The sequence below is a fragment of the Sphingomonas suaedae genome (assembly GCF_007833215.1).
GTDB classification, from domain to species: Bacteria; Pseudomonadota; Alphaproteobacteria; order Sphingomonadales; family Sphingomonadaceae; genus Sphingomonas; species Sphingomonas suaedae.
Genome location: NZ_CP042239.1, coordinates 4,129,473 through 4,154,291 on the forward strand (window position 1 = coordinate 4,129,473; position 24,819 = coordinate 4,154,291).

Consider the following 24,819-nt stretch of genomic DNA (forward strand, 5'->3'; position numbering starts at 1 on the left):
TGCGCCTGCCGCACAAGACCCCAGCGTTCGCTGGGGTGACGAACTTGTTCGGAGTGTTGCACTGTGATCGGCCTCACGCATTACCTCGTCGTCAGCGCGATCCTGTTCACCATGGGGGTGCTCGGCATCTTCATGAACCGCAAGAACATCATCGTCATCCTGATGGCGATCGAACTGATCCTGCTGAGCGTGAACCTCAACCTCGTCGCCTTCTCGTCCTATCTCGGCGATCTGGTGGGGCAGGTGTTCGCGATGTTCGTGCTGACCGTTGCGGCGGGTGAGGCCGCGATCGGCCTCGCCATCCTCGTCATCTACTTCCGCGGCCGCGGCACGATCTCGGTCGACGACGTCAATCGGATGAAGGGCTGATGTCTTCGATCCATTTCATCGTTTTCCTGCCGCTGCTGGCAGCGATCGTCGCGGGCTTTTCCAACCGCGCGTTCGGGATCGCTTTCCCGAAGATCGCCACCACCGGGGCGCTGCTGATCGCTGCTGCGCTAAGCTGGCCGGTCTTCATCGGCTTTATGACCGGTGCCAGCGAGCCGCAGGTGATTCAGGTGCTGACATGGATGCGCTCGGGCGACCTTGACGTCAGCTGGGCGCTGCGTGTCGACAGCCTGACTGCCGTGATGCTCGTCGTGGTCACCAGCGTTTCGGCGCTCGTCCACCTCTATAGCTGGGGCTATATGGACGAGGATCCGGACCAGCCGCGCTTCTTCGCGTATCTCTCGCTCTTCACCTTCGCCATGCTGATGCTGGTGACCGCCGACAATCTGCTTCAGATGTTCTTCGGCTGGGAAGGCGTGGGCCTGGCGTCCTATCTGCTCATCGGTTTCTGGTTCAAGAAGCCGTCAGCCAACGCCGCCGCGATCAAGGCGTTTGTGGTCAACCGCGTCGGCGATCTCGGCTTTATGCTCGGCATTTTCGGCGTGTTCCTGGTGTTCGGGACGATCTCGATCCCCGACATCCTCGAAGCCGCGCCCGGCTATGCGGGCAGCACGATCGGCTTCCTCGGCTATCGCGTCGACACGCTGACAGTGCTGTGCCTGCTGCTGTTCGTTGGCGCGATGGGCAAGTCGGCGCAGCTCGGCCTGCACACCTGGTTGCCGGACGCGATGGAGGGTCCGACCCCGGTGTCGGCGCTGATCCATGCGGCGACGATGGTCACCGCGGGCGTGTTCATGGTGTGCCGCCTGTCGCCGCTGTTCGAGCAGGCACCGATCGCGCTCGGTTTTGTCACTTTTGTCGGCGCCGCGACCTGCCTGTTCGCGGCGACCGTTGGAACGACGCAGACCGACATCAAGCGCGTCATCGCCTATTCGACCTGTTCGCAGCTCGGCTATATGTTCTTCGCTGCGGGCGTCGGCATGTACGGCGCGGCGATGTTCCACCTGTTCACCCACGCCTTCTTCAAGGCCCTGCTGTTCCTGGGCGCGGGTTCGGTGATCCACGCGATGCACCATGAGCAGGACATGCGCTATTATGGCGGCCTGCGGAAGCACATCCCGGTCACTTTCTGGACGATGATGGCGGGCACGCTCGCAATCACCGGCGTCGGCGTCTACTGGTTCCATGCCGGGTTTGCGGGCTTCCACTCGAAGGACGCGATTCTTGAGGCGGCCTATGCCGCTGGCGGTGGAGGCGTTGCGGCCTTCTGGACCGGCGTGTTCGCCGCGCTGCTGACCAGCTTCTACTCGTGGCGGCTGATGTTCCTGACCTTCTGGGGCAAGCCGCGTTGGACCCAGTCGGAACATATTCAGCACGCTTTGCACGATTCACATGGCCACGACGCGCATCATCACGACGATGCGCACGGCCATGCGGTCGCGGATGCTGATAACCCGCCTGCGCAGGAAGATGCGGGCCACGAACCGCACACCCATGGCGCGAGCGCGCATGAAGTGCAGGACGGCACCGGCGGCTATCGTCCGCACGAAAGCCCGCTGCCGATGATGATCCCGCTGATCGTCCTGTCGATCGGCGCGGTGTTCGCGGGCTTCGCGTTCAACCACTATTTCATCCAGCCCGAAGCGGGAGAAATCTTCTGGAAGGGCGCGGTCGCGTTCGACGAGCATCTCGCCCATGCGATGCACGACGTGCCGGATTGGGTGAAACTGTCGGCGACCATCGTCATGCTGCTCGGTCTGTTCGGCGCCTTTGTCGCCTACATCTGGAAGCCGACCATCCCCGCGCGCTTCACCGCGACCTTCGGGCTGCTCTACAAGTTCCTGCTGAACAAATGGTATTTCGACGAGCTGTACAATGTGCTGTTCGTGAAGCCCGCTTTCTGGTTCGGCCGCCTGTTCTGGAAGCGGGGTGACGAGGGGCTGATCGACCGGTTCGGCCCGAACGGCTCCGCCGCGGCGGTGAAATTCGGCAGCGTCCTCTCGGGCAGGCTCCAGTCGGGATATGTCTATAGCTATGCGTTCGTCATGCTGATCGGCCTGACCGCAGCCGTTACCTGGGTGATCACGCGATGAGCGGCCTTCTCTCCATCATGCTGATCGTGCCGCTGGTTGCGGCGCTGGCCTGTCTGTTCGTCGGTGCCAATCAGGCGCGCTGGATCGCGCTCGGCGCGACGCTGGTCGATCTCGTCCTTGGCGGCGTCCTGTGGGCGAATTTCGAGATTGGCGGCCCGCAATGGCAGTTCGTCGAATATGCCCCGATCTTCGGCCGCTTCGCATGGGCGCTGGGCATCGACGGGTTCGCGCTGCTGCTGATCCTGCTCAGCGTGTTCCTGATGCCGATCTGCATCGGCGCCAGCTGGACCGCGATCGAGAAGCGCGTGCCCGAATATATGGCGGCGTTCCTGATCACCGAAGTGCTGATGATCGGCACCTTCGCGGCGCAGGATATCTTCCTGTTCTACATGTTCTTCGAAGCCGGCCTGATCCCGATGTTCCTGATCATCGGCATCTGGGGCGGGGCGAACCGCATCTACGCGTCGTACAAATTCTTCCTCTACACGCTGCTCGGCTCGCTGCTGATGCTGATCGCGATGATGTATATGAGCATCACCGCAGGCACGACCTACATCCCCGAACTGATGGAATATGACTTCCCTGACGGGGTGCAGACCTGGCTGTGGCTGGCCTTCTTCGCCTCCTTCGCGGTCAAGATGCCGATGTGGCCGGTCCACACCTGGCTTCCCGACGCGCACGTGCAGGCGCCGACCGCAGGGTCGGTGATCCTGGCGGGCGTGCTGCTGAAGCTCGGCGGCTATGGCTTCCTGCGCTTCAGCCTGCCGATGTTCCCCGAAGCATCGGCGCAGCTGATCTGGCTCGTCTTCGGCCTGTCCTGCATCGCGGTGGTGGTCACCAGCCTGATCGCGCTGGTGCAGAACGACATGAAGAAGCTGATCGCCTATTCGTCCGTCGCCCATATGGCGATCGTGACGCTCGGCCTGTTCACCTTCAACCGGCAGGGGATCGAGGGCGCGATGATGGTGATGCTGGGTCACGGCCTGGTGTCGGGCGCGCTGTTCCTGTGTGTCGGCGTGATCTACGACCGCCTGCATACCCGCGAGATTGACCGCTATGGCGGCCTGGCGATCAACATGCCCAAATACGCGATCCTGTTCATGCTGTTCACCATGGCCTCTATCGGTCTTCCGGGTACCAGCAACTTCGTTGGCGAATTGCTGGCGCTGATGGGCACCTATCAGGTCTCGACGCTGGCGACGCTGATCGCGACCACCGGCATCATCCTGGGCGCGGGCTATATGCTCTACCTCTATCGTCGGGTCGTATTCGGCGACCTCGTCAAGGACGACGTCAAGGCGATGCCGGACCTCAGCAAGCGCGAAATGGCGCTGCTGGCGCCGATCGCGGCGGTGGTGTTGTGGATGGGCGTGTACCCCGAGAGCTTCCTCGCCCCGATGCGCGCCGATGTCGCGACACTGCTCGCCCGGATCGAGCGCGCACGTCCGGCGGGTGATAGCCAGCCGACCCCCGGCAATCCGGCAGCGGCCGAGGCCGCGCATGCCGAAGAGCATAAATCCGCCGAGCACGGAGCGGCACACTGATGGACTACGCCGCACAACTTTCGATGGTCCTGCCCGAGATCGTCCTTTCGCTGGGCGGTTTGGCGCTGCTGATGGTCGCCGCCTGGGGCGGTCAGGCCGTGACCCGCGCGATCAGCTGGGTTTCGGTCGCGGTGCTGATCGGCGGCGGAATCGCGCTGCTCGGCCCGGCCTCGGCCGGTGGCACCGCCTTCGACGGCCTCTACCGCGCCGATCTGTTCGCGGCTTTCGCCAAGGTGCTGATCTTCTTCGCCGCGGCAGTATCGATCGTCATCGCCCCGCGCTTCTTCGCGAAGACCAGCGGCGAGGATCTGCGCCCGGAATATCCAGTCCTGATCCTCTTTGCGACGGCGGGCATGGGGATGATGGTGTCGGCGAACGACCTGCTAACGCTCTATGTCGGCCTGGAGCTCCAGAGCCTTGCCGCCTATGTGCTGGCGAGCTTCATGCGCCGTGACGAGCGTTCGGCGGAAGCGGGCCTGAAATACTTCATCCTCGGCTCGCTCGCGTCGGGCATCCTGCTTTACGGTATCAGCCTAATGTACGGATTCAGCGGCACCACGGTGTTCGGCGATATCGCTGCGGCCTATGCGGCGGGCAGCAATACCGGCCTGCTATTCGGCCTGGTGTTCGTCTTCGCCGGGCTGGCGTTCAAGATGTCGGCGGTGCCGTTCCACATGTGGACGCCCGACGTGTACGAAGGTGCGCCGACGCCGGTCACGACCTTCTTCGCCAGCGCGCCCAAGGTTGCGGCCGTTGCGCTCTTGGTGCGCGTCGCGATCGACGCGATGGGGCCGGTGACCAGCGACTGGCGCCAGATCGTGATCTTTGCCGCGCTCGCCTCGATCGTGCTCGGCGCGGTCGCGGCGATCGGGCAGACCAATATCAAGCGGCTGCTCGCCTATTCCTCGATCAACAATGTCGGCTTCGCGCTGATCGGACTTGCCGCCGGCACTGCCGAGGGCGTGGCCGGCGTGCTGACCTATATGACGATCTATGTCGTCATGACGCTGGGCAGCTTCATCGTCGTGCTCCAGATGCGGGGGGCGGATGGCCAGCCGGTCGAGACGATCGCCAGCCTGTCGGGCCTGTCCCGCACCCGCCCGGCGCTGGCCGCAGCACTCGCGATCTTCATGTTCAGCCTCGCGGGCATCCCGCCGCTGTTCGGCTTCTGGGCCAAGTTCGCGGTGTTCGAGGCGGCGGTAAAGGCCGACCTGTTCGCCCTGGCAGCGATCGGTATCGCGGCGTCGGTCATTGGCGCCTATTATTATCTCAAGATCGTCAAGACGATGTATTTCGACGAGCCCGCACCCGAATATGCCCGGGACGGCAGCGCGCTCGAGGGCGGTTTGATCGCCGCCGCCGCCGTGTTCGTCTCGCCGCTCGGCTATCTGCTGATACCGGCACTGGGCGCATGGTCGATGGCGGCAGCACAGGTTCTGTTCTGATCCGCACCATCCCGGAAACGGGCTCGACCAATGCCGACATGCTTGCGCTCGCCGTGGCGGGCGCCCCGGAGGGCAGCTGGCTGCGCGCCGAGCGCCAGACGGCGGGCAAAGGACGACAGGGCAGGGCGTGGGACTCGCCGGCCGGCAATTTCTACGGCAGCACGCTCGTCTGCTTGCGGCCAACCGATCCGCCTGCGCCTACATTGGCGTTGATGACGGTCGTAGCGCTGGAAGAGGCTGTGCGCGTGTTTCTGCCACGCGGGGTGACGATCAAATGGCCCAACGATCTGCTGATCGACGGCGCGAAGCTGTCGGGCGTGCTGCTCGAGCGCGCCGGGGATGCGGTCGTGGTGGGCATTGGCGTCAATCTGACCCACCATCCCGAGCTGCCCGATCGACCGGCGACCAGCCTTGCGGCGCAGGGGATTGCGGTCAATGTCGCGACCTTCGCGGACGTGCTGGCGGAGAGCTTCGCGCGCTGGCTCTCACGCTGGCGCGGCGAGGGGCTGGAGCCGGTGCGCCAACGCTGGCTCGACCGCGCCCATCCGAGCGGCACCGCACTCACCGCGCGCTTGCCCGACGGAACCCGTCATGAAGGTCTGTTCGACGGCCTGACCGGCGATGGCGCACTGATCCTGCGCTTGGCCGATGGGTCGCGGCATGTCATTCATGCCGGCGACGTCTTCCTGATCTGAAGGACCAACTCATGCTGCTCGCGATCGATGCCGGCAACACCAACGTCGTCTTTGCGCTCGTCGAAGGGCGCGAGGTCAAGGCGCGCTGGCGCATCGCCACCGATCCGCGCCGCACCGCCGACGAATATGCGGTCTGGCTGAGCCAGTTGCTGACGCTTGAGGGCTATGAGCGCGGCGTCGTTACCGGCGTCGTCATCGGCACCGTTGTCCCGCGCGCCCTCCACAATCTGGAAGTGCTCTCGCAGAAATATTTCGGCTGCACCCCGCTGGTCGCCGGCCGCGACGGTTGGCCGATTGCGCTGGATGTGGAAGAGCCCCAAAGCGTCGGCGCCGACCGAGCGCTCAACATTATTGCCGCGCACGCCAATCATCCCGGTGATCTCATCATCATCGATTTCGGCACGGCCGCTACCTTCGATGTTGCGGACTATACCGGCGCCTACAAGGGCGGCATCATCGCGCCTGGCATCAACCTGTCACTCGACGCGTTGGTCACGGCCGCAGCCAAGCTGCCGCGCATCGCGATCGAGGCTCCGGCCAATACCAGTGTCATCGGCCGCAACACGGTCGATCAGATGCATATCGGAATTTACTGGGGCTATATCGCGATGATCGAGGGACTGGTCGCGCGCATGAAGGCAGAGATCGGCCGTCCGGTAAAGGTGATCGCGACTGGCGGCCTCGCGGTGCTGTTCGAAAAGCAGACCGATGTGTTCGACGTGATCGAGCCGGACCTGACGATTCAGGGGCTGGCGATGCTGTGGGAGCGGTCGCTGCGCTGATCCCCGGCTGTCACCCCGGCCTTGTGCCGGGGTCCACTTGTCCCTACGCCCGGCCCTTGAAGCCTCTTGTCTTGTGCTTGCCTCCCGGTGGACCCCGGCACGAGGCCGGGGTGACGACGGCATATTATGACGAAAGACCAGATGACCCCCGGTAAAGAACTCCTCTTCCTCGCGCTCGGCGGTTCGGGCGAAATTGGCATGAACGTCAATCTCTATGGCTGCCACGGCAAGTGGATCATGGTCGATTGCGGCGTGATCTTTGGCACGCCCGACTATCCCGGCATCGACCTGATCCTGCCCGACCTTCAGTTTATCGAAGAGCGGCTGGATGACCTGCTCGGCATCGTGCTGACCCATGGGCATGAGGATCATATCGGCGCGCTGCCCTATCTGGCGGGCGATCTGGGCGTGCCGCTCTATGCCACGCCGTTCACTGCGGGGCTGATCCACGGCAAGCTGGAAGAGGAAGGTATTGCCGACCGCATCGAGCTGAACGTGGTTCGCGAGGAGGAGCCGTTCGACGTTGGTCCGTTCGGCATCCGCTACCTTCCGCTCGCGCATTCGATTCCCGAGGGTAACGCGGTGCTGATCGACACGCCTTATGGCCGCGTGTTCCACACCGGTGACTGGAAGATCGACGACACGCCCGTCATGGGCTCCGCCTCCACCGCCGAGGAACTCACCGCAGTCGGTGACGAAGGCGTGTTGGCACTGGTGTGCGATTCGACCAACGTCTTCAACCCGGAGGCGTCTGGCTCCGAATCTGCGGTGCGTGAGGGGCTGGACGAAGTCGTTGCGGGCATTAAGGGCCGCGTCCTCGTCACCACCTTTGCCTCCAACGCTGCGCGGTTGCAGACGCTGGGTGAGGTTGCGAAGGACACCGGCCGCGCGATGTGCGTCGCGGGCCGCTCGCTCGACCGAATCCTGCGTGTTGCCAAGGCCACCGGTTATCTGCGCGATTTCCCCGAAACGGTCGATTTCGAAACCGCGATGAAACTGCCCCGCGACAAGGTGATGATCATCGCCACCGGCGGGCAGGGCGAACCGCGCGCCGCGCTCGCCCGCATCGCCGATGACACGCATCAGCTGAAACTCGAATCGGGCGACACCGTCGTCTTCTCGTCCAAGCAGATTCCCGGCAATGAAATGGCGATCGGCCGGATCATGAACATATTGGCGGGCAAGGGGGTCGAGATGATCACCGATCGTCAGGCGTTCGTCCATGTCTCCGGCCATCCGGGTCGCCCCGAACTGGCGGCAATGTATGACTGGATCCGGCCCGACATCCTCGTCCCCGTCCATGGCGAGATGCGCCATATCGCGGAGCAAGCGCGGTTTGGGCGGGCGCATGGCATCCCCAATGCGGTCGTCCAGAACAACGGCGAGATCATCCGCCTGGCGCCGGGCAAGCCGAAAAAGATCGGCAACGCGCCGGCAGGCCGGCTGGTGCTCGATGGCGACGTGATCTTGCCCGCCGACGGCAGCACGATGAACGAGCGGCGCAAGCTCGGCCTTTATGGTCAGATGTCGGTCGCCGTGGCGATCAAGGGTAACGGCAAGCTGGCGGGCCAACCCGAGGTGACCATTCAGGGCGTTCCAGCCGAAGAGGATCGCGATCGCCTGATCGCCGATGCCAGCGCCGCGGTGGCCAAAGTGATGGGCGAGGCACGCGGCGGCGACCGCGACAAGCTGCGCGAGGCGATCCGGCTTGCCGCCCGGCGCGTCGCGGTGCGCTATACCGGGAAGAAGCCGGTCATGGACGTGATGCTGATCGAGGTGTGATGCAATGAACTGGTTCAGTGCGCTCGCAATCTATTTCCTGTTCTGGTTCCTGTCGCTGTTTCTGGTGCTCCCCTTCCACGCACGCACCAGCGTCGAGGCGGGGGAGACGCTGGTCAAGGGACAGGCCGAGAGCGCGCCGCAGCGGTTCCAGGCCGGGCGCATCGCGCTGTGGACTACGGTCGTCGGAACGACGTTCTTCGCGCTCTTCTATCTCAACTATGTCTTCGGCTGGATCACCGCCGACATGCTCGACTATTGGAACTGAGGAATAGGGTCTTCAGTGCCTCGTCTGGGTCATGCGATCGACCCAGGCAATACCGATCGCCGATGCGATGAATGCCATGTGGATGATCGTTTGCCACAACACGCCCGCTTCGGTGACGCGACCGCTCGGCGTACCCAGTGCCCCCGCTTCGATGAAGGTGCGCAGCAGGTGGATCGACGAAATGCCGATGATCGCCATCGCCAGCTTCACCTTCAGCACGCCCGCATTGACGTGACTCAGCCATTCGGGCTGGTCGGGATGGCCCTTGAGGCCGAGGCGCGATACGAACGTCTCATAGCCGCCGACGATCACCATCACGAGCAGGTTGGAAATCATCACCACATCGATCAGCCCCAGCACGACGAGCATGATTTGTTGCTCGGTGAATTCCCAGGCGTGCTGGACGAGGTGGGTGAGTTCCTTGATGAACAGAAATACATACACGCACTGCGCGACGATTAGCCCGACATAGAGCGGCAGCTGCAGCCAGCGCGAACTGAAGATCAGCAGCGGCAGCGGCTTCAGGCGGACGGGTTCGCCGGTGGGCGCGGGAATCAGCGGATCGCTCATGTTGCGGCGCAATACCGGAAGTGCCGGGCGCCGATCAAGCGACGTTCAGCGGCATCCCGTAAAAGCGGTTGAACTCGGTTTCGACATAGCCCGCAAAGGGCGGGCAGGGCGTGAATCCATAGCGGCGATACAGCCCATGCGCCGCCTCGAACAACGGGCCGGTGCCGGTCTCGAGCTTGAGGGCGGTATAGCCACGCTGTCGGGCAAGCATGGCGATATGATCGAGCATTGCCGCGCCAACCCCCCGGCCCTGGGCCGTCTTCACGGTTCGCATCGACTTTACCTCGCCGGTCAGCGGATCGAGTTGCTTGAGCGCGCCCACGCCGAGCAGAGCATTGCCATCCCAGGCGCTGAGGAACGTGATGTCGGGGGTCTTGAGTCCCGACAGGTCGAGGAAATGGCAAGTACCCGGGGGCGAATGGTCCGACATCTCGCGCGCGTGAAGTTCAAGCAGCGCGATCACCTGAGGGTCGTCGAGGCCCCCGGTGCGGATTACCATCGCATCAAATCTCGTCGATCATGCCCGCCAGCGTGTCCAGGCACGCATGGGCCAGAGCCTTGCAGCGATCGGGCGACCAGCCGAATTCGGGCTCCGGGCTGGGATCGTGATCCTTGAACGGCATTTCCAGCGTCATCGACACTGCGCCGAACCGCTCGGCGAGCTGGTTGGTTGACATAGACAGATTTGCCTGCCCAGGCGCTGATTTCTCATAGCCCTTTTCGAGCTGGAACAGCGGCGTCGTCGCGGCGAGCTTGCGACCGAACGCGTAGTATTTCTCGCCCAGTTCATCGGTCCAACCGGGAATCCCCTCGAACCCGGCGAGGAAGTTGGCCGGGATCGCCTCGTCGCCATGTACGTCCATCGCGAAATCGACGCCAGTCTCGTCCATCGCCGCGCGGACGAGGAACACTTCGGGGCTCCTCTCCATCGTCGGCGTGTGCCATTCGCGGTTGAGGTTCACCCCCGCTGCATTGGTGCGCAGATGGCCACGGAAGCTGCCGTCCGGGTTCATGTTGGGAATGACGTGGAAGGTCGCCTTGGCCCGCAGCGCTTGCGCCGCAGCGTCGTCCGGGTCGGTCAGCTTCTCCAGCGCCCCTTCTGCCCACCACTCCGCCATCGATTCGCCGGGATGCTGGCGGGCATAGAGCCACACCTGCTTGGGTCCGTCGCCCAGCGTCAGCAGGTCCATCGCCCGCCCGTCGAGAGTCTGGCCCAACTCGCGGTGGCTCACCCCGGGCTTTGCCGCCATGCGTGCGATCAGGTCGGCGTGGCGCTCCATCGAATAGGGCGCGAAATAGGCGAACCATGCGACATCGCCATCGAAGCTGTGGCTGAAGCTGAATACGCCATCGGCATAGTTGCCATCGGTCAGGCGCCATGCGGCGCGATCAGTGCTGACCCGCGCCCGATAGCCGGGCCAGCCGAAGGCATAGGCTGCCTTGCCCGCATTGACGATCCGAAAGGTCAGCGTCCGCCCCTTCGCGCCCGAAACGCGAAAGTGAAACCATTGGAAGAAATCTGACTGGTGATCGGCGACGATCTCGACATCGACGGTGTCCCCGTCGATGTCGATCAGGCGAATATTGCCGCTGTCGAATGCGGCGTTCAGTTGGATGCTCATTTCACCGTGATAGTGATCCCCGACTGGCCGGGAAAGCCCTTGAACAGCGCATCGGACAGGCGCGTCGCGGTGTCGGTCGGCTGGGTTCCGTCGGCGGCGCCGAGCGTCTCGGTCATCGCCTTGCCTTCCCAGATCACGGTATTGTCGCCGCGACGCCGCAACTGGACCGACAATTCGGAGGCATAGACGGTCTTGGTTTTGCTGCCGATGCCGACGCTGGCGCCGCCACCCACGCCGACATTGCCGCCATAGCTGCCTCCGCCAAGGCCGATGGTGACGGGGGGGCGGGTGCGGACCTGGCCGCGATCGGTACGGCGAAATTCGACCGTGGCGAGATAATCCGCGGTTGCCGCGGTGTCGATCGGGGTGAACCCCATGCCGCCCATCGTCGCCGCAACCGCGTCGATATAGAGTTGCGCTTCAGGGCCAGATGCGCCGGAAGGCGCGGGCTGAACGGCGACCGTTCCTGCGGGAATTGGCTGGGACAAATGGTATCGCGTCACATCGACCGGTGCGGCGCGGCCGCCCATGGTGGTCGAACAACCCGCCAGCGCGGCGGCGGAAAGGGTGAGGGCAAGCAACGCACGGGTCTTCATCGGACACATCCTCCTGCCGTGCAGACGCCACGGCACAACGTTTGAACATCGTTACGGGGATGTCGGTTCCGTTGCCAAGCATTCCTTGACTTGGCGGCCCTTCCCCTCTAGGCGATCGCCTCTTTTCCGGCACCCGCCACAATTCGAGATAGTAGAGAATCGGTCATGAAGATCGTGAACAGCCTTAAGTCGCTCAAGGGGCGTCACCGCGACAATCGCGTGATCCGCCGTCGCGGACGCGTGTACGTCATCAACAAGACCCAGCGTCGCTTCAAGGCCCGCCAGGGCTGATTCGGCGACCATGGGAGCCGTTCGGGCCGTTATCTTCGATATCGGCAACGTCCTGTTCCACTGGCATCCGCGGTTTCTCTACGAGCGCCTGATCGGAGACGATCGGGCGCTCGCGGCGTTTCTGGATGAAGTCGTCACGCTCGACTGGCATTTCCAGCATGATGCCGGGCGCGATTTCGCCGAGACCTCGGCGGAACTCACCGCGCGCTACCCCCAGCATGCAGAGCTGATCGCCGCCTGGGGGCCGCGCTTCAACGATAGCGTCGGCGGCCCGGTGGCGGGGATGCACGCGCTGGTCGAGGATCTCGACGCGGCGGGTGTGCCGCTGTTCGCCATCACCAATTTCAGCCATGAATTCTGGCCGCCCTTCCGCGCCGAATGGCCGCAGCTGTTCGACCGCTTTCGCGACGTCGTGGTGTCGGGCGACGAGAAACGCGTGAAGCCCGATCCCGCAATCTACAATCTTGCGCTCGCCCGATTCGGACTCGAGCCGGGCGAAGCGGTGTTCGTCGACGACAATGCCGCGAACGTCGCGGGAGCGGAGGCGCTGGGGATTCGGTCGGTGCTGTTCAGCGATGTGGACGACACCCGGCGCGCACTGATCGACGCCGGGCTCCTGCCCGCTTAACTCCGCCCCTTAAGCTCATCCCCGACGATCGTCACGACATGCAGCACGTTGGTGGATCCCGGCGTGCCGAAGGGGACACCGGCGCACACGACCACCCGGTCGCCGCCCTTGGCGATGCCGTGGCGCATCGCCATGCGCTTGGCCTTGGCGACCATGTCCTCGAACGAGTCGACGTCGCGGGTGTGGACGGCATGGGTGCCCCACAGCAGACCCATGCGCCGCGCGGTCTCGATCTTGGGGGTCAGCACCAGGATCGGCACTGACGGGCGCTCGCGGGCGATGCGGCGGGCGGTGGAGCCGGACATGGTGAAGCAGATGATCCCGCTTGCCGACACGTTCGCCGCAATCGACTTGGCCGCCTCCGCCAGCGCGTCGGCAGTGGTCGGGTCGGGGTGCATCACGGTGAAGTGGACGCGGTCGCCATGGGCAGGATCGCGCTCCACCGAATCGGCGATGGCGTCCATCATCGTCACCGATTCGACCGGCCATTGGCCCGCCGCGCTTTCCGCCGACAGCATGATCGCATCGGCGCCGTCATAAACCGCCGTGGCGACGTCGGAGACCTCGGCGCGGGTGGGGGAAGGCGAGGTGATCATCGATTCGAGCATCTGCGTCGCCACGATCACCGGGCGGCCCATGCGGCGCGCGGTCTCCACGATTCGCTTCTGCATCGGCGGCACATTCTGCGGCGGCAGTTCGACGCCCAGATCGCCGCGCGCGACCATCACGCCGTCGCACGCCTCGACGATCTCCTCCAGCCGGGCGACCGCGCTCGGCTTCTCGATCTTGGCGAGCAACGCCGTCTGGCCGCCGATCAGGCGACGCGCCTCGGCCAGATCCTCGGGCCGTTGGACGAAAGAGAGGGCAATCCAGTCGACCTTCTGGGCGACGGCAAAGGCGAGGTCGCTACGATCCTTTTCGGTGAGCGCCGCGAGCGGCAGAATCATGTCGGGGACGTTCAGCCCCTTTGAGTTGGACAGCGCGCCACCGACCTCGACCCGCGTGTCGATCCAGTCGGCGCCATATCCGGTGACGCGCAGCACCATCTTGCCGTCGTCGAGCAGCAGCCGGGCGCCCTCGGTCACCGCCTCGAAAATCTCGCGATGCGGGAGTTCGACGCGGGTGGCGTCTCCCGGTGTCTTGTCCCGGTCCAGCCGGAAGGTTGCGCCCGTCTCCAGCATCACCTTGCCATCGGCGAACTTGCCGACGCGCAGCTTGGGCCCCTGAAGATCCGCGAGGATGGTGATCGGGCGGCCGGTGGATTTTTCGAGTGCGCGGATCGCCTCGATCACCGGGATTTTCGACTCCTGATCGCCATGGCTCATGTTGATGCGAAAGGCGTCGGCACCCGCGCTGTGGAGCGCTGCGATCATCTCGGGCGTATTGCTGGCGGGGCCGAGCGTGGCCAGCACGCGCACCTTGCGCGATCGCGGTGCCATTGCCTTTGTCATCGCGGAAATCTCCATGCCTTGTGCGTGCTGGTCACTAACGCCAAATGCTGGCTATTCAACCGTGGAGGCGCAATCGTGACAACGCTGGACAAAATCGACGATCGCATCGCGGCACAGGCGTTCCGACGGCTGGTGCGCCATTTGCGGCACCGTACCGATGCCGAGAATATCGAACTCATGGGCCTTGCTGGCTTTTGCCGCAACTGTCTGTCCGATTGGGTGAGCGAGGCGAGCGGCGGGTCGCTCGATCGCGATGCCGCGCGTGAGGCGATTTATGGGATGCCTTATGCGCATTGGAAGGCGCAGCACCAGAGCGAGGCGACGCCCGAGCAGATCGAACGGATGAACGCCAGCGTTGCGCGAAATCGCCAAGAGGCTGAGCTCGACGCCGAGCTGGAGGACAGCTTCCCCGCGAGCGACCCACCCTCGATCACCCAGCCGGGCGGCTAGCGTTCCCCCGATTTGCCGCATAGGCTGGGGCCAACAGGGGAGAGTTTCATGCGCCGAATCGCCGCCGTCACCATCGCGTTGCTGGCCGCCACGCCGCTTGCCGCACAGACCGCCTCACCGGCGCCGGCGGTCGCGGCGAGCGTCAAATATATTCACGCCGGTACCCTGCTCGCCAAGCCGGGCGAGGCTCCGCGCGGGGCGAGCACGATCATCGTGCGTGACGGCAAGATCGTCGAGGTGCGCGATGGCTTTATCGTGCCGGAGGGTGGGGCGGAACTGATCGATCTCAGGGACCGGTTCGTGATGCCGGGGCTGATCGACATGCACGTCCACCTCTGGGGCATTGGCGGCGATCCGCTGCGCGCGCGGCTGACCGCACTGACCACCGATGACGCGGACGACATGATGCACGCGGTGGGCAATGCCCGCGTCACGCTGGAGGCGGGGTTCACCACCGTGCGCGATCTGGGCGGCAACGCGCGCGGGATGCGGGCGCTGCGCGAGGGCGTCGAGCGGGGGGTGATTGCGGGGCCGACCATCGTCAATGCAGGCAATTCGATCTCGGTCTCGGGCGGACATGCCGATGGCAGCAACGGCGTTGCGGAGATTTTCGCCGACGCAATCCACAAGCATCAGATCAACACCTGCGACGGCCCGGACGACTGCCGCCGCGCGGTGCGACAGCAGATCGCGCTGGGCGCGCAGGTCATCAAATATATGTCCACCGGCGGCGTGCTCTCCAACGTGTCGGGCGGGCTTGGCCGCGCGATGACCGACGACGAGATGAAGGCGATCGTCGAGACGTCGCACGGCCTCGGTCGCAAGGTCGCGACGCACAGCCATGCTGCGGCGGGCACCAAGGCGGCGATCGCGGCGGGCGTCGATACGATCGACCATGGCTCGTTCCTCGACGATGAGGCGATCCGCATGATGAAGGCCAACGGGACCTGGCTGGTGCCGACGATGATGGCGCCCGCCGCCGCGCTGGATCAGGCGCGCAAGGGGCTGCTGCCGCCCGCGGTGATCCCCAAGGCTGAGGAAGCCGCCGCCGCCGCCTTTGCCAGCCACAGCAAGGCGTATGCGGCGGGGGTGAAGGTCGCATTCGGCACCGACAGCGGCGTCTCGGCCCATGGCGACAATGCGCAGGAATTTGCGCTGATGGTGAAGGCGGGGATGAGCCCCGCCCGCGCGTTGGAGGCGGCGACCATCGGCGCCGCCGAGGCGCTGGGCCGTGCATCGACGATCGGAAGCATCGCACCGGGCAAGGATGCCGATATCATTGCCGTTTCGGGCAGCCCGCTCGACGATGTGAAGCGCATGGAGCAGGTCGAGTTCGTGATGCGCCACGGCGTCGTTCACAAGGCCGGTGGCAAGCGCCAGGCGTTTCCCGCGGACTAGCGGTCAAAAGGCGACCAGCCGATCTTCGCCCAGTTCGGCAAGCAATGAGATCAGCCCGCCCGGCTCGACCCCGGCGGGCAACAGGTCGAACGGAACGCCGCTCGCCGCAAGCCCGGTCTGGCAGGCGATCAGCGCGACTCCTGCCTCGCGCGCTTCGGCGAGCAGCTGCACGCGGGTGGCGAGGCCGCGTGCGGACAGGGCGGCATCGCCGGGATCGGCGCCGGAGATCAGCAAGGGCACCGCTCCCTCATGCGCATAGACCCGCGTCCGCCCGCCCAGCGCCGCATGGGCGCAGGCGAGTGCGACGGCGGCGCGGAACCGCTCGACATTGCTTGTCGCGACGATCAGCGTCAGCCCGCGCATGTGGTGCATCCCGGGTCCTTGGGCAGGGTCAGCGTGCGGAAGCGCAGCGCCAGCGTGTCAACGAGCAGCAACTTGCCCGCGCTGTCCTCCCCGAACGGATGGATCGCGCGGATCACTTCCAGCGCTGCGAGGCTGCCCATGATCCCGGTGAGCGCGCCCAACACGCCCTGTTCGGCGCAATTGATCCCGGCGGTTTCCGGATCGGCGCCGACAAAGCAGCGGTAGCAGGGCTTGTCCGCCTCCCACCCGCGGAACACGCCGAGTTGCCCTTCGAACCGTCCGACTGCCGCGCTGACCAGCGGCACGCGATGACGCAACGCTGCGTCTGCGACGCGCAGGCGGGTCTCGAAATTATCGGTGCCGTCCAGAATGACGTCGTTGCCGCCGACATGGTCGTCGACATTCCCGCCATCGAGCCGGACCTGCCGCGCAATCACCTTGATGTGCGGATTGATCGCTTCGACCCGTGCCAATGCCGCCACGGCTTTTGCCCGTCCGGCATCTTCGGTTCCGAAGATCGTCTGCCGTTGAAGGTTGGACAGGTCCACCCGGTCGTCGTCCACGACCTCAATCTGCCCCACCCCCGCCGCCGCCAGATACTGCAGCGCAGGCGACCCGATCCCGCCCGCCCCCACCACCAGCACCCGTGCCGCCTTCAGCGCCGCCTGTCCCGCCCCGCCGATCTCGGGCAGCACGATATGGCGGGCATAGCGTTCGAGTTCTTCGTCGGAAAAACTCATTGCCGCCAGGCGAAGGTCACCGTGGCGCGGTACCAGGCGGCGCCGGGCGCGGCGGTGCGCTGGGTCAGGTTATTGCGGGAGAATCCCGCGACCAGCCCCGCGGCATATTGTTCGATGCTGGGGCAACCGATCGCGCGCGGAATGGTGGCGCGTACCCCGTCCTCCGAATGAACCAGCACCGCGACCTCGACCCGAACGGCGGGACGTCCATCGACCAGCCGCCGCGCGCGGCATTTGCGCGCACGCACCTGGCCGCGCGCCCAGTCGTGCATCGCGGGGGTCATTTGCGGGGCCGTGCGATAGGGGAGGTCGGGCAAGGTCGTCCAGTCTATCGCGGGAGCGGCCTTTGCCGGCGGCTCGGGCGGCTCGGGTGAGTCCTGCGGCTCGATGGCCGCCTGCCCGGCGAGCAGCAGCAGGGGGATCAATGCGCCCGGCATCACCGCCCCGTCGATCCGAAGCCGCCAGCACCCCGCGCGGTCTCGTCCAGCGTCGCGACCGTGTCGAACACCGCACGCTGGACCGGGGCGGGGACGAGTTGCGCGATCCGCTCACCGCGCGCGATTGCGAAGGGCTGGTCGCCCAGATTGGCAAGGATTACCTTCACCTCGCCCCGATAGTCTTCGTCGATCGTGCCCGGCGTGTTGAGACAGGTGATGCCATGTTTGAGCGCAAGGCCCGATCGCGGGCGGACCTGAACTTCATAGCCGGGCGGAATCGCGATGGCGAAGCCGGTGGCGACGGCATGACGCGCACCCGGCAGGAGCACCAGTTCCTCAGCCGCGACGACATCCATCCCCGCCGCGCCCGCCGTGGCATAGGCGGGCAGCGGCAGCCCCTCGCCATGGGGCAGGCGCATCAGGCGGATCGTGATCGGGGTGCTCACGACACCTTCCTCGGCAATGCTGCGGCAAGGCGGCGGGTCGCCTCGATCACCTGCGGATCGTCCAGGATCTGGCTGCCCTGTTGCGGCAGGATGCGGAAATCGGTGGCGATGCCGCGAAGGCTCAGCGCTTCGGCATAGGCGCGGGCGAAGCGGGCGGGCACGGTCTTGTCCTCGGCCCCGCTGACCAGCGCGGCGCGCAGATCCGGCGCAATGCCGCCCGCAGTCTGGAGCGGATCGAGGCTGGCGACCTTTTCGCGCCACGGCTGCGCGGGCTTGGCGCGCCCGGCCATGTACCGGCGCCATTCGGGCAAGGAACAGGGGCAGGAGACGAGCACCATCCCGTCGATCAGATTGGGACGCAGCCCGGCAAGATTGGCGACCACCGCCGCCCCGCCGCCCTCACCGATCGCGACGACGCGGGCGCGGCGATGGCGGGCCTTGAGCGCGGCGATGCTCTGGGCGACCTGCGCGATTCGGTCGGGGGTATAGTCGTCCCCGGTCCCCGCGCCGCGCAGCCCCGGCGACTGGTTGCCCTGCTCGTCGGCATAGCCGGGGCGCAGCAGGCGGACGACGGCGCTGCGCGGCTCCGACGCGGCGAGCGCGCGTGCGAATTCCGCAAGGTCGGTCGAGGTTCCCGCCATGCCGTCGCCATGAACGATCACGTACAGCGTTTCCGCATTGCGCGGTTTGGCGCCATAGCTTTCGGCGAACAACTGCGGGGCCGGGGGCGCAGCGCTGGTGGCGGCGCACCCGGCCAGCAGCAGCGCGCCGAGCAGGATCAGGCTAGAGCGCATCGGCGATCCGCTCCGCAAGGCGCCGGGCGACGTCCGGCTTGGGCAGTGTCTCCCAGCTTTCGACCCCCGTCGCGGTGACAAGATATATGGTATTGGCATCGCCCCCCATCACATCGCCCGAAACATCATTGGCGACAATCCAGTCTGCGCCCTTGCGAGTCCGTTTCGCGACGGCATGTTCGACCACCCGTTCGGTTTCGGCGGCGAATCCGATCAGCAGGCGCGGACGCTGCGAACTCTTCGCGAGTCCGGCGAGGATGTCCGGGTTCTCGACCAATGCGAGTTGCGGTGCGGCCTCGCCTTTCTTGATCTTCTGCTCCGCCGCATCGCCCAGGCGCCAGTCGGCCACGGCGGCGACCATCACTGCCGCATCGGCGGGCAGCGCGGCATCGACCGCCGCCTGCATCTCCCGCGCGGTTTCGACCGCGACGCGCGTCACCCCGGCCGGAGGCGCCAGCGCGACCGGGCCGGATACCAACGTTACCCGCGCGCCCAGTGCCGCGAGCGCATGCGCGATTTCATAGCCCTGTTTCCCCGAGGACCGGTTGGCGATGTAGCGCACCGGATCGATCGGCTCATGCGTCGGCCCCGCGGTGACCAGAATGTGCTTGCCCTTCAGACGACCCGCTGAAGGTGCCAGCGCTTCCTCGATCGCGCGCAGGATCGCCTCGGGTTCGGGCAACCGGCCCGGGCCATACTCGCCGCAGGCCATCGGCCCTTCGTCGGGCGCCATCACGGAGACGCCGTCGGTCCGCAGCGTCGCGACATTGCGCTGCGTCGCGGCGTGATGCCACATCCGCACGTTCATAGCGGGCGCGGCAAGCACCGGCTTGTCGGTCGCGAGCAGCAATGTGGTGGCAAGATCGTCCGCCTGTCCCCCCGCCATCTTCGCGATCAGGTCCGCCGTCGCGGGCGCGACGACCACCAGATCGGCGTTGCGGCTGAGCTGGATATGGCCCATCTCCGCCTCGTCCTTGAGGTCCCACAACGTTGTATAGACCTGGTTCTCCGAAAGGGCTGCGAGCGTCATCGGAGTCACGAAATGCTGGCCGCCTGCGGTAAGCACACAGGTAACCGAATGCCCCGCGTTGCGGATCAGGCGGATCAGCTCGCACGCCTTATAGGCCGCAATGCCACCACCGACGATGAGCAGGATGCGCTTCATGATTCGATCCTCTGCACGCGCACCCGCCGCCTGTCGAGAGCGCGGACCCACAGGTCGCGCAGGGCATCGGGCGCGAAGGTGAGGCCGATCAGAAACGCGGGGGCGATGATCAGCCCCCAGTAGAAGGTGTCGACCCGTGCAAACAGGCTGATGACCAGCGCATAGGCGCAAAAGGTGGCGAGCGCGCGCAGCGCCAGCGGATCGCGCCAGCTCGCCCAGCCGAGCAGCGCCAGTGCCACCAGGATCGCCGCGAGCGCGGGCGGCAGCAGTTGAAGCCCAGTCGCCAGCGTCATGGCACGCACGAACAACCCGAAGCCGTTCAGCCCAGCCCAGCCTGGCGACGCAGCGTCGAGCGGCCCGGTGACGCCATGCACCGCCATCGCATGGGCGAGAAGTGCGAGCGCGAAAACCCCCAGCGCCGCGCCCCAGCCCGCCGCCTCGCGCCGATGCCCCTCGGCAAAGGCCAACGCCGCCATCACCACCGCATAGAGCGCGGCGGTTTCGCGGATCAGCATCGCGATGGCGCCGATCGCGGCGGCTTCCACCCAACGCCCGGGGCGGCGCAATGCCAGGCTGATCGCGACCAGCAGCCCCGCCCAGATCTCGTGAAACGCGATCAGCCCGGGTTGGATGAAAGCCAGCATTCCCGCCGCCAGCAGGATCAGTGCCGCAACCCGCGCTGGCCAACGCGGCAATGCCTCCGCGATGCGGCGGTACCACAGCCATGCGGCCATCGCCGCGAGTGCATAGAGCAACGCCAGCATCGCGGCGGGCGGCACCGCCCCCTGAACGGTCGCGAGGCCGGGTAGACGGAAGGTGAGGAACGGGCGCAGCGGATAGCCCCCCATGCGCAGCGCGTCGGCGGCGGCACGATAATAATCCTCGCCATGCGCGACCGCCGCGACGATCGATTCGTACAGCGCGACATCGGTCTGCCGATCCGCGCCCGCGCCGGTGGCGTCGGGGGCGGGCAGTGGCAGGAACAACACGGTCAGCGCGCCCAGGATCAGCAGCGCGACCATGCCAAGCGCGATCCGCGCGTGGCTGGGCGAGGATGCCGCGAACCGGCTGGGGGCGGCAAGCCAGAGCGGGGTGCGCGTCATCCTGCCTCCCTAGCGCTGCCCTGCTTGGTTGTCAGGCAAGCAAAAGTGTTGCCGCGATGCCCGCACCTGCGGCCAGTATCGCCACGACCCCATAGCGCCAGCCGCCGCCCACGCGCACCACCTGAATCTCGCGCAGCGGCGGGGCTGGGGGGGCGCCGCCCGGATCGGGGAAGTGCCGCTCGATATTGCGCAGCAACTTGGGCAGGCGCGCGATCGTCTTGAGGTCCTCGGATATCCGGTCAGCGAGGAACGCCTCCGGCCCCAATTCGGTGCGGATCCACTCGCGCACGAACGGCGCGGCGCTGTCCCATAGATTGATGTCGGGGTGCAGCCGCGTCGCGACGCCCTCGACCATCACCATCGTCTTTTGCAGCAGCAACAGATGCGGCTGGGTCTGCATGTCGAAATCGCGGGTGATGTTGAACAGGCTGTCGAGCATCATGCCGACCGACATGTCTTTTACCGGCAGGCCGCGCATGGGCTCGCCCACGGCGCGCAATGCCGTCGCGAACTCGGCGACATTATGGTGCGGAGGGACATATCCCGCCTCGAAATGAATCTCGGCAACACGGCGGTAATTGCCGGTGATCAGGCCGTAGAGGATCTCCGCCAGCCACACCCGCGCACGCCTGTCGATCCGCCCCATGATGCCGAAATCGATCGCCGCGATCCGGTCGCCGGGCAGCGCGAACAAATTGCCCTGATGCATGTCGGCGTGGAAGAATCCTTCCGAGATCGCCTGGCGCAGGAACGCGCGGACCAATGTGTGCGCCAGCTTCTCGGTATCATGCCCCGCTGCGATCAGCGCGTCGCGATCCGACAGCTTGATTCCGTCGATCCATTCCAGCGTCATGACCCGGCCCGTGGTCCGTTGCCAGTCGATCGCTGGGATCGTGAAATCGGGCTCCGCCTCCATCGATTCGGAAAGTTCCGACGCCGACGCCGCCTCGCGCCGCAAGTCCAGCTCGCGCGCGGTCCAGCGTTTGAAGGTTTCGATGACGAGGCGCGGGCGCAGGCGCGACGCTTCGCCGCCCATCCCCTCGACCTGCGCCGCCGCCCATTCATAGGTGTCGATGGCGCGCGCAAATTCGGCCTCGATCCCCGGGCGCAGCACCTTCACCGCGACGCGCTTGCCGTCGAGCGTGGTGGCACGGTGGACCTGCGCGATCGAGGCTGCGCCGATCGGCACCTCCTCGATTTCGCTGAACAGGGTGTCGAGCGGGCGACCGAAGCTCGCTTCCATCGCGTCGCGGATGATCGCGAACGGCACCGGCGGCAGCGCGTCCTGCAATCGCATCAGGTCATGCGTCGCCTCCTCGCCGATCAGATCGGGGCGGGTGGCGAGCGTCTGACCGAGCTTGATCGCCGCCGGGCCGATTGCCTGAAGCGCATCGGCATAGCGCGGCACGGTGGGCACGCGCGCGCCGAACCGGGCGACCCGTGCGAGGCGACGCACCGGGGCGGGCGTGTTGCGGTCGCGCTCGATACCCCGCAGCGCGCCATGGCGCGCCAGCGTGCGGCCCCATTTGAGCAGGCGCCAGAGATGAACGGCGGGAGCGGTCAAATCTTCCAGCCGCTATGGATCGCCACCAGTCCGCCCAGCATCGGTTCGACCCGCGTCTGGACGAAGCCCGCGTCGCGGATCATCCCCTCAAACGTCGGCATGTCGGGAAAGCGGCGGATCGATTCGACGAGGTAGCGATAGCTGTCGGCGTCGCCCGCCAGCGCCTGGCCGAGCTTCGGCACGAGATGATGCGAATAGGCGTCGTACACGTCCGCGAATCCCGGCCACAAGGTCGTCGAGAATTCGAGGCAGAAGAACCGTCCGCCCCGCCGCAGCACGCGATGCGCCTCGCGCAACGCCTGGGGAATATCGGTCACGTTGCGGATGCCGAACGCGATCGTATAGGCGTCGAAGAAGCGGTCGGGCCATTGCAGCACTTCCGCATTCGCCTCGCTCCAGACCAGACCGTCGATCCCGCGCTTGGCCGCGCGCTCGATGCCGACCGCCAGCATGTCCGGATTGATGTCGGCTACCGTCACTGCGGCGCCATGCTCGGCCATGCGGAAGGCGATGTCGCCGGTGCCGCCCGCCATGTCGAGGATCGCCTCGCCCTCGCGCGGTTTCACCCGGCGGACGAACACATCCTTCCAGATGCGGTGCAGCCCGCCGGACATGGCGTCGTTCATCACGTCATAGCGCGCGGCGACGCTGGAAAAGACGCCGCCGACGCGGCGGGTCTTCTCGTCGGGGGCAACCTCTTCATAGCCGAAGGAAACAGTGTCGGTCATGCCCACGCCCTTAGCCGCCCTTGTGGACGGGGCAAAGCCCGCTTAGCGGGACAAAATGCCCGAACTTCCCGAAGTCGAGACGACCGTGCGCGGCCTGACCCCCGCCTTGCTGGGGCAGCGAATCGCGCGCGTCCAGCTACGCCGACCGGATTTGCGCCGCCCGATGCCCGTCGATCTGGGGCAGCGGTTGACCGGCGCGACCGTGACCGCGCTGGGGCGCCGCGCCAAATATGGCCTGATCGACACTGATCGGGGCGACACGATGATCTTTCACCTCGGCATGTCGGGGCGCTGGCGCATCGATCCGTCGGAATTGCTGACCCACGATCATCTCCTGATCGAGACCGGAGCCGGGCGGCGACTCGCGCTCAACGATCCGCGCCGTTTCGGCTCGGTTGATCTGGTCCCCAGCGCGGAAATTGAGGTCTGGCCAGCCTTTGCCGCGCTGGGGCCGGAGCCGCTCGGCTCCGATTTCACCCCCGCGCATCTCGCCACAGCGTTTGCGGGGCGAGTTGCGACGGTGAAGACCTTGTTGCTCGACCAGCGCGTCGTGGCGGGCTTGGGCAATATCTATGTGTGCGAGGCGCTTCATATGGCCGGGATCGCACCGACCCGCGCGGCGGGCCGTGTTGTGATCGCCCGGATTGCCCGGCTGGTGGATGCGATCCGCGAGGTGCTGGAGGCGGCGATTCGCGCCGGGGGATCGACCCTGCGCGATTATGCGCGCCCCGATGGAGAACTTGGGTATTTCTCGAAGGAATGGCGGGTCTATGGGCGGGAAGGGCTGGCCTGCCAGTGCGGTGCGCCCGTGCTGCGGCGGGTCGATGGCGGTCGGTCGACCTTTTATTGCGCCGCCTGTCAGCGCTGAACGGGCCGTTTTGCGCGGGTTCGAGTTGACCGAATCGCTCGCCCTCGCTATGGGCCGCGCTTTCCCGAGGCGTGGGACGGAAATCCGCGCCTCTTTTCGCATTGAAAACAGGAACGAAGATTCATGGCGAACACGCCGCAAGCCAAGAAGCGCATCCGCCGCAACGACCGCCGCGCCGAAATCAACGGTGCGCGCGTCAGCCGCATCCGTACCTTCGTGAAGCGCGTCGAGAGCGCGCTCGAATCGGGCGACAAGTCGGCGGCCGAAACGGCGCTGAAGGCGATGCAGCCGGAATTGGCACGCGGCGTGGCCAAGGGCGTTCTGCACAAGAACACCGCGTCGCGGAAGTTCTCGCGGCTTACCAAGCGCGTCCTCGCGCTCGGCTGATCGACGAAATCCACCGTTTGGACGACCCCGCCGGGCGATTCCGGCGGGGTTTTTCTTTGCGTCCAAGCACTTGGACAATGCCGAATCGGCAAAGCGGCAGAATTACACGAGTCGCGTTGTAACGCGTCTGTAATGTTAGTAGAAATTCCAATGATTTCAGCATGTTGGTCATGAAATAACGGAAATCCGGGCGCGACGTGAGTCAAGCCTACTTATTTCAGATTC

General features: G+C 65.8%; 28 protein-coding genes. 14 read left to right on the plus strand and 14 right to left on the minus strand.

Annotated features, from left to right (window positions below; translation table 11 throughout):
* Nucleotides 1-63: 63 nt before the first annotated feature.
* From nuoK to FPZ54_RS19585, 8 genes are all read left to right on the plus strand, one after another.
* Nucleotides 64-369: an NADH-quinone oxidoreductase subunit NuoK gene (gene nuoK, locus FPZ54_RS19550; RefSeq protein ID WP_145849464.1), complete on the plus strand. Its 306-nt coding sequence runs from the start codon at nt 64-66 to the stop codon at nt 367-369.
* Nucleotides 369-2,480, plus strand: a complete 2,112-nt coding sequence (nuoL, locus tag FPZ54_RS19555) for an NADH-quinone oxidoreductase subunit L (RefSeq protein ID WP_145849465.1) — start codon at nt 369-371, stop codon at nt 2,478-2,480. The genes nuoK and nuoL overlap by 1 nt, the downstream gene beginning before the upstream one ends.
* Nucleotides 2,477-4,024: an NADH-quinone oxidoreductase subunit M gene (locus tag FPZ54_RS19560; protein ID WP_145849466.1), complete on the plus strand. Its 1,548-nt coding sequence runs from the start codon at nt 2,477-2,479 to the stop codon at nt 4,022-4,024. The genes nuoL and FPZ54_RS19560 overlap by 4 nt, the downstream gene beginning before the upstream one ends.
* The gene (nuoN, locus tag FPZ54_RS19565; protein WP_145849467.1) at nt 4,024-5,469 is read left to right on the plus strand and encodes an NADH-quinone oxidoreductase subunit NuoN; all 1,446 of its coding nucleotides are present in this window, start codon (nt 4,024-4,026) and stop codon (nt 5,467-5,469) included. The genes FPZ54_RS19560 and nuoN overlap by 1 nt, the downstream gene beginning before the upstream one ends.
* Entirely contained in the window at nt 5,436-6,164 is a 729-nt protein-coding gene (locus tag FPZ54_RS19570) for a biotin--[acetyl-CoA-carboxylase] ligase (RefSeq protein ID WP_186456850.1), read from the plus strand. Before nuoN ends, FPZ54_RS19570 begins: the two co-directional genes overlap by 34 nt.
* 11 nt (nt 6,165-6,175) lie before the next feature.
* Nucleotides 6,176-6,946 (plus strand): type III pantothenate kinase, encoded by a 771-nt coding sequence (locus FPZ54_RS19575; RefSeq protein ID WP_145849468.1) that lies wholly within the window; start codon nt 6,176-6,178, stop codon nt 6,944-6,946.
* Nucleotides 6,947-7,087: 141 nt separating this feature from the next.
* Nucleotides 7,088-8,728, plus strand: a complete 1,641-nt coding sequence (locus tag FPZ54_RS19580; protein WP_145850079.1) for a ribonuclease J — start codon at nt 7,088-7,090, stop codon at nt 8,726-8,728.
* A 4-nt stretch (nt 8,729-8,732) separates the two neighbouring features.
* Nucleotides 8,733-8,993 carry a DUF1467 family protein gene (locus tag FPZ54_RS19585; RefSeq protein ID WP_145849469.1) on the plus strand — a complete coding sequence of 87 codons (261 nt, stop codon included), beginning with the start codon at nt 8,733-8,735 and terminating at the stop codon, nt 8,991-8,993.
* Between the two features lie 12 nt (nt 8,994-9,005).
* On the opposite strand, the gene FPZ54_RS19590 is transcribed toward FPZ54_RS19585, so the two are convergent.
* Genes FPZ54_RS19590 through FPZ54_RS19605 form a run of 4 tightly spaced genes read right to left on the minus strand, consistent with a single transcriptional unit; the run spans nt 9,006 to nt 11,781 of the window.
* Nucleotides 9,006-9,563 carry a TIGR00645 family protein gene (locus FPZ54_RS19590; protein WP_145849470.1) on the minus strand — a complete coding sequence of 186 codons (558 nt, stop codon included), beginning with the start codon at nt 9,561-9,563 and terminating at the stop codon, nt 9,006-9,008.
* 34 nt (nt 9,564-9,597) lie between these two features.
* A complete protein-coding gene (locus tag FPZ54_RS19595) occupies nt 9,598-10,062 on the minus strand; it encodes a GNAT family N-acetyltransferase (RefSeq protein ID WP_145849471.1) in 465 nt (154 codons plus the stop codon).
* Between the two features lie 4 nt (nt 10,063-10,066).
* A complete protein-coding gene (locus FPZ54_RS19600; protein WP_145849472.1) occupies nt 10,067-11,185 on the minus strand; it encodes a M14 family metallopeptidase in 1,119 nt (372 codons plus the stop codon).
* Nucleotides 11,182-11,781: a DUF4136 domain-containing protein gene (locus FPZ54_RS19605; RefSeq protein ID WP_145849473.1), complete on the minus strand. Its 600-nt coding sequence runs from the start codon at nt 11,779-11,781 to the stop codon at nt 11,182-11,184. The genes FPZ54_RS19600 and FPZ54_RS19605 overlap by 4 nt, the downstream gene beginning before the upstream one ends.
* Nucleotides 11,782-11,946: 165 nt before the next feature.
* Here FPZ54_RS19605 and ykgO point away from each other — a divergent pair, with 165 nt between their 5' ends.
* Together ykgO and FPZ54_RS19615 are read left to right on the plus strand one after the other, a co-directional pair.
* Complete coding sequence (gene ykgO, locus FPZ54_RS19610) at nt 11,947-12,072, plus strand: type B 50S ribosomal protein L36 (protein WP_066575973.1); 126 nt, start codon at nt 11,947-11,949, stop codon at nt 12,070-12,072.
* Between the two features lie 10 nt (nt 12,073-12,082).
* On the plus strand, nt 12,083-12,700 hold the full coding sequence (locus tag FPZ54_RS19615; RefSeq protein ID WP_145849474.1) for an HAD family hydrolase: 618 nt from the start codon (nt 12,083-12,085) through the stop codon (nt 12,698-12,700).
* Here FPZ54_RS19615 and pyk read toward each other — a convergent pair.
* Nucleotides 12,697-14,151: a pyruvate kinase gene (pyk, locus tag FPZ54_RS19620; RefSeq protein ID WP_145849475.1), complete on the minus strand. Its 1,455-nt coding sequence runs from the start codon at nt 14,149-14,151 to the stop codon at nt 12,697-12,699. The genes FPZ54_RS19615 and pyk overlap by 4 nt on opposite strands.
* Nucleotides 14,152-14,226: 75 nt before the next feature.
* Between pyk and FPZ54_RS19625 the strand changes: the two genes are divergently transcribed.
* Nucleotides 14,227-14,601, plus strand: coding sequence for a DUF1244 domain-containing protein (locus tag FPZ54_RS19625; protein ID WP_145849476.1), 375 nt, complete (start codon nt 14,227-14,229; stop codon nt 14,599-14,601).
* 48 nt (nt 14,602-14,649) lie between these two features.
* Nucleotides 14,650-15,999, plus strand: coding sequence for a metal-dependent hydrolase family protein (locus FPZ54_RS19630; protein WP_145849477.1), 1,350 nt, complete (start codon nt 14,650-14,652; stop codon nt 15,997-15,999).
* 3 nt (nt 16,000-16,002) lie between these two features.
* Here the strand turns inward: FPZ54_RS19630 and FPZ54_RS19635 are convergent, their stop codons facing one another.
* The 9 genes from FPZ54_RS19635 to FPZ54_RS19675 are packed head-to-tail and all read right to left on the minus strand — an operon-like array spanning nt 16,003 to nt 23,339.
* A complete protein-coding gene (locus FPZ54_RS19635) occupies nt 16,003-16,362 on the minus strand; it encodes a DsrE family protein (RefSeq protein WP_145850080.1) in 360 nt (119 codons plus the stop codon).
* Nucleotides 16,350-17,102, minus strand: coding sequence for a HesA/MoeB/ThiF family protein (locus tag FPZ54_RS19640; RefSeq protein WP_145849478.1), 753 nt, complete (start codon nt 17,100-17,102; stop codon nt 16,350-16,352). The genes FPZ54_RS19635 and FPZ54_RS19640 overlap by 13 nt, the downstream gene beginning before the upstream one ends.
* On the minus strand, nt 17,099-17,539 hold the full coding sequence (locus tag FPZ54_RS19645) for a hypothetical protein (protein ID WP_239019648.1): 441 nt from the start codon (nt 17,537-17,539) through the stop codon (nt 17,099-17,101). Before FPZ54_RS19645 ends, FPZ54_RS19640 begins: the two co-directional genes overlap by 4 nt.
* A complete protein-coding gene (gene dut, locus FPZ54_RS19650) occupies nt 17,539-17,985 on the minus strand; it encodes a dUTP diphosphatase (RefSeq protein ID WP_145849479.1) in 447 nt (148 codons plus the stop codon). Before dut ends, FPZ54_RS19645 begins: the two co-directional genes overlap by 1 nt.
* Nucleotides 17,982-18,779, minus strand: a complete 798-nt coding sequence (locus FPZ54_RS19655; RefSeq protein ID WP_145849480.1) for an alpha/beta hydrolase family protein — start codon at nt 18,777-18,779, stop codon at nt 17,982-17,984. Before FPZ54_RS19655 ends, dut begins: the two co-directional genes overlap by 4 nt.
* Nucleotides 18,769-19,944 carry a bifunctional phosphopantothenoylcysteine decarboxylase/phosphopantothenate--cysteine ligase CoaBC gene (gene coaBC, locus FPZ54_RS19660; RefSeq protein ID WP_145849481.1) on the minus strand — a complete coding sequence of 392 codons (1,176 nt, stop codon included), beginning with the start codon at nt 19,942-19,944 and terminating at the stop codon, nt 18,769-18,771. The genes FPZ54_RS19655 and coaBC overlap by 11 nt, the downstream gene beginning before the upstream one ends.
* Nucleotides 19,941-21,047 (minus strand): hypothetical protein, encoded by a 1,107-nt coding sequence (locus FPZ54_RS19665; protein ID WP_145849482.1) that lies wholly within the window; start codon nt 21,045-21,047, stop codon nt 19,941-19,943. The genes coaBC and FPZ54_RS19665 overlap by 4 nt, the downstream gene beginning before the upstream one ends.
* 31 nt (nt 21,048-21,078) lie before the next feature.
* Nucleotides 21,079-22,611, minus strand: a complete 1,533-nt coding sequence (gene ubiB, locus FPZ54_RS19670) for a 2-polyprenylphenol 6-hydroxylase (protein ID WP_145849483.1) — start codon at nt 22,609-22,611, stop codon at nt 21,079-21,081.
* Complete coding sequence (locus tag FPZ54_RS19675) at nt 22,608-23,339, minus strand: class I SAM-dependent methyltransferase (protein ID WP_145849484.1); 732 nt, start codon at nt 23,337-23,339, stop codon at nt 22,608-22,610. Before FPZ54_RS19675 ends, ubiB begins: the two co-directional genes overlap by 4 nt.
* 55 nt (nt 23,340-23,394) lie before the next feature.
* Here FPZ54_RS19675 and mutM point away from each other — a divergent pair, with 55 nt between their 5' ends.
* Entirely contained in the window at nt 23,395-24,207 is an 813-nt protein-coding gene (mutM, locus tag FPZ54_RS19680) for a bifunctional DNA-formamidopyrimidine glycosylase/DNA-(apurinic or apyrimidinic site) lyase (RefSeq protein WP_145849485.1), read from the plus strand.
* A gap of 123 nt (nt 24,208-24,330) precedes the next feature.
* A complete protein-coding gene (gene rpsT, locus FPZ54_RS19685; protein WP_145849486.1) occupies nt 24,331-24,594 on the plus strand; it encodes a 30S ribosomal protein S20 in 264 nt (87 codons plus the stop codon).
* Nucleotides 24,595-24,819: the final 225 nt, after the last annotated feature.

What these genes read in the sequence shown, in the direction of transcription:
- nuoN (WP_145849467.1), top strand. Translation starts at nt 4,024, where the DNA reads ATGGACTACGCCGCACAACTTTCGATGGTCCTGCCCGAGATCGTCCTT.
- FPZ54_RS19585 (WP_145849469.1), top strand. Translation starts at nt 8,733, where the DNA reads ATGAACTGGTTCAGTGCGCTCGCAATCTATTTCCTGTTCTGGTTCCTG.
- coaBC (WP_145849481.1), bottom strand. Translation starts at nt 19,944, where the DNA reads ATGAAGCGCATCCTGCTCATCGTCGGTGGTGGCATTGCGGCCTATAAG.
- FPZ54_RS19605 (WP_145849473.1), bottom strand. Translation starts at nt 11,781, where the DNA reads ATGAAGACCCGTGCGTTGCTTGCCCTCACCCTTTCCGCCGCCGCGCTG.
- FPZ54_RS19570 (WP_186456850.1), top strand. Translation starts at nt 5,436, where the DNA reads ATGGTCGATGGCGGCAGCACAGGTTCTGTTCTGATCCGCACCATCCCG.
- FPZ54_RS19560 (WP_145849466.1), top strand. Translation starts at nt 2,477, where the DNA reads ATGAGCGGCCTTCTCTCCATCATGCTGATCGTGCCGCTGGTTGCGGCG.
- FPZ54_RS19600 (WP_145849472.1), bottom strand. Translation starts at nt 11,185, where the DNA reads ATGAGCATCCAACTGAACGCCGCATTCGACAGCGGCAATATTCGCCTG.
- FPZ54_RS19635 (WP_145850080.1), bottom strand. Translation starts at nt 16,362, where the DNA reads ATGCGCGGGCTGACGCTGATCGTCGCGACAAGCAATGTCGAGCGGTTC.
- FPZ54_RS19590 (WP_145849470.1), bottom strand. Translation starts at nt 9,563, where the DNA reads ATGAGCGATCCGCTGATTCCCGCGCCCACCGGCGAACCCGTCCGCCTG.
- FPZ54_RS19575 (WP_145849468.1), top strand. Translation starts at nt 6,176, where the DNA reads ATGCTGCTCGCGATCGATGCCGGCAACACCAACGTCGTCTTTGCGCTC.
- FPZ54_RS19580 (WP_145850079.1), top strand. Translation starts at nt 7,088, where the DNA reads ATGACCCCCGGTAAAGAACTCCTCTTCCTCGCGCTCGGCGGTTCGGGC.
- FPZ54_RS19665 (WP_145849482.1), bottom strand. Translation starts at nt 21,047, where the DNA reads ATGACGCGCACCCCGCTCTGGCTTGCCGCCCCCAGCCGGTTCGCGGCA.
- FPZ54_RS19595 (WP_145849471.1), bottom strand. Translation starts at nt 10,062, where the DNA reads ATGGTAATCCGCACCGGGGGCCTCGACGACCCTCAGGTGATCGCGCTG.
- ykgO (WP_066575973.1), top strand. Translation starts at nt 11,947, where the DNA reads ATGAAGATCGTGAACAGCCTTAAGTCGCTCAAGGGGCGTCACCGCGAC.
- rpsT (WP_145849486.1), top strand. Translation starts at nt 24,331, where the DNA reads ATGGCGAACACGCCGCAAGCCAAGAAGCGCATCCGCCGCAACGACCGC.
- pyk (WP_145849475.1), bottom strand. Translation starts at nt 14,151, where the DNA reads ATGACAAAGGCAATGGCACCGCGATCGCGCAAGGTGCGCGTGCTGGCC.
- FPZ54_RS19655 (WP_145849480.1), bottom strand. Translation starts at nt 18,779, where the DNA reads ATGCGCTCTAGCCTGATCCTGCTCGGCGCGCTGCTGCTGGCCGGGTGC.
- nuoL (WP_145849465.1), top strand. Translation starts at nt 369, where the DNA reads ATGTCTTCGATCCATTTCATCGTTTTCCTGCCGCTGCTGGCAGCGATC.
- FPZ54_RS19630 (WP_145849477.1), top strand. Translation starts at nt 14,650, where the DNA reads ATGCGCCGAATCGCCGCCGTCACCATCGCGTTGCTGGCCGCCACGCCG.
- FPZ54_RS19645 (WP_239019648.1), bottom strand. Translation starts at nt 17,539, where the DNA reads ATGCCGGGCGCATTGATCCCCCTGCTGCTGCTCGCCGGGCAGGCGGCC.
- FPZ54_RS19615 (WP_145849474.1), top strand. Translation starts at nt 12,083, where the DNA reads ATGGGAGCCGTTCGGGCCGTTATCTTCGATATCGGCAACGTCCTGTTC.
- FPZ54_RS19675 (WP_145849484.1), bottom strand. Translation starts at nt 23,339, where the DNA reads ATGACCGACACTGTTTCCTTCGGCTATGAAGAGGTTGCCCCCGACGAG.
- mutM (WP_145849485.1), top strand. Translation starts at nt 23,395, where the DNA reads ATGCCCGAACTTCCCGAAGTCGAGACGACCGTGCGCGGCCTGACCCCC.
- FPZ54_RS19640 (WP_145849478.1), bottom strand. Translation starts at nt 17,102, where the DNA reads ATGAGTTTTTCCGACGAAGAACTCGAACGCTATGCCCGCCATATCGTG.